The organism is Vibrio sp. 10N.222.47.A9 (genome assembly GCF_963872585.1).
GTDB lineage: Bacteria > Pseudomonadota > Gammaproteobacteria > Enterobacterales > Vibrionaceae > Vibrio > Vibrio splendidus.
This window is the reverse complement of sequence record NZ_CAWNBB010000099.1, coordinates 1-1,255: the sequence shown is the minus strand read 5'-3', so window position 1 is coordinate 1,255 and position 1,255 is coordinate 1. Positions and strand designations below refer to the sequence as shown.

Annotated in this window: 2 protein-coding genes; one reads left to right on the top strand and one right to left on the bottom strand. The window is 40.2% G+C overall.

Going from position 1 to position 1,255, the window contains the following annotated elements; genetic code table 11:
* Window positions 1-23: 23 nt before the first annotated feature.
* On the bottom strand, window positions 24-797 hold the full coding sequence (locus AACT19_RS24345) for a ParA family protein (RefSeq protein WP_076649155.1): 774 nt from the start codon (window positions 795-797) through the stop codon (window positions 24-26).
* 223 nt (window positions 798-1,020) lie between these two features.
* Between AACT19_RS24345 and AACT19_RS25550 the strand changes: the two genes are divergently transcribed.
* Entirely contained in the window at window positions 1,021-1,116 is a 96-nt protein-coding gene (locus AACT19_RS25550) for a hypothetical protein (protein ID WP_198597010.1), read from the top strand.
* The last annotated feature ends 139 nt before the right edge of the window (window positions 1,117-1,255 follow it).

Genomic DNA, 1,255 nt, shown 5'->3' with positions numbered 1-1,255 from the left:
TGCTCATATGTATTACCTATGTATTACATCAAATTCAAAAGAAACGCAGCCAGTTTTCGGTAATCGTTATTAACAAGAGAGCCCGATTTATAAAAGCGCACAGGAGAGGAAACGGCATTAGCTTGTCCAACATGCTCAGAACGACGGACAGATACTGGTAGCAATTTATCTTGTACTACCTCCAATTCCTCATCAATGAACTCATTAATAATAGTGTTTCTTGAGTCGACCTCGTTCCTCAGAATCAGATAATTGCCTTCGTCCTCCTTAATTTCAGAGACAGCTTCGAGCAAAGGGCTAATGCCGTCTAATGAAAATGCACCTGAATCAACAGGGATCAAAATAAGGTCTGAGGCCTGGATTGCGTTAAGAGTCGTTAGGGATAAGTTTGGTGGCGTATCAAGAAGAATGAAATCATAGGCACCACCTAACTTCGCCAATTGCTTTTCTAAAATTCGTTCACGATTAATCTTTGTCAGTGATGTTTCGATGACACGTGACAACTGAACATCAGCGGGAACGACATAGAGGTTTTCAATAGAGTTCCCATTAATCTGTGCAGGTTGAATTAAATCGACAATGGACACAACTTTAGGCTTATCAAACAAAGCAGCCACCGTCTCTTCAAACTTAAAATCACGTTGTCCGGTTAACGTTTTAGAGCAGTTCCCTTGAGGATCGAGGTCAATAACTAACACTTTTCGTTTTCGTGCAAGCTCAGCCCCTAAATTGACAAGAGTCGTGGTTTTCCCAACGCCACCTTTTTGGTTCGCCGCGCTGATGATCTTAGTTTTCATAATAAACACCTCATGTATTACATGTGTAATACACAATAAAAAACAAGCAGCGCCCTGTCAACGTATTGCATAGGTAATACACTTTTCATTAACGTCTAAAGTTATCCATCCGTGACTAATCCGATAATATCAAGACTGTAAAAACCCTAAAGAAGTTGACCCCAGCTGCGAGAGCACTATCCGCGGAATTCAAATTATTAGGCCCCTCAGCAACCAAAACTTCTTGGTTAAGTTAATCCCAATACTAGAATCAAAGTCGAGTTCTGAAATTGAAAATATTGTGACTACGATGGGTACACGGTTTAAGCATAACAACTAGCAACTAGCAAGTTACGTCACTTTGCTTTCTGCCATAGAGCCTTGCTATTTTCATGATAAGATACCCTCACCAATAAATAGTCCATGTGAACAATGTCAGAACCTTCATACCACCAACTTGGCTTTGTTGCGTAATTAAA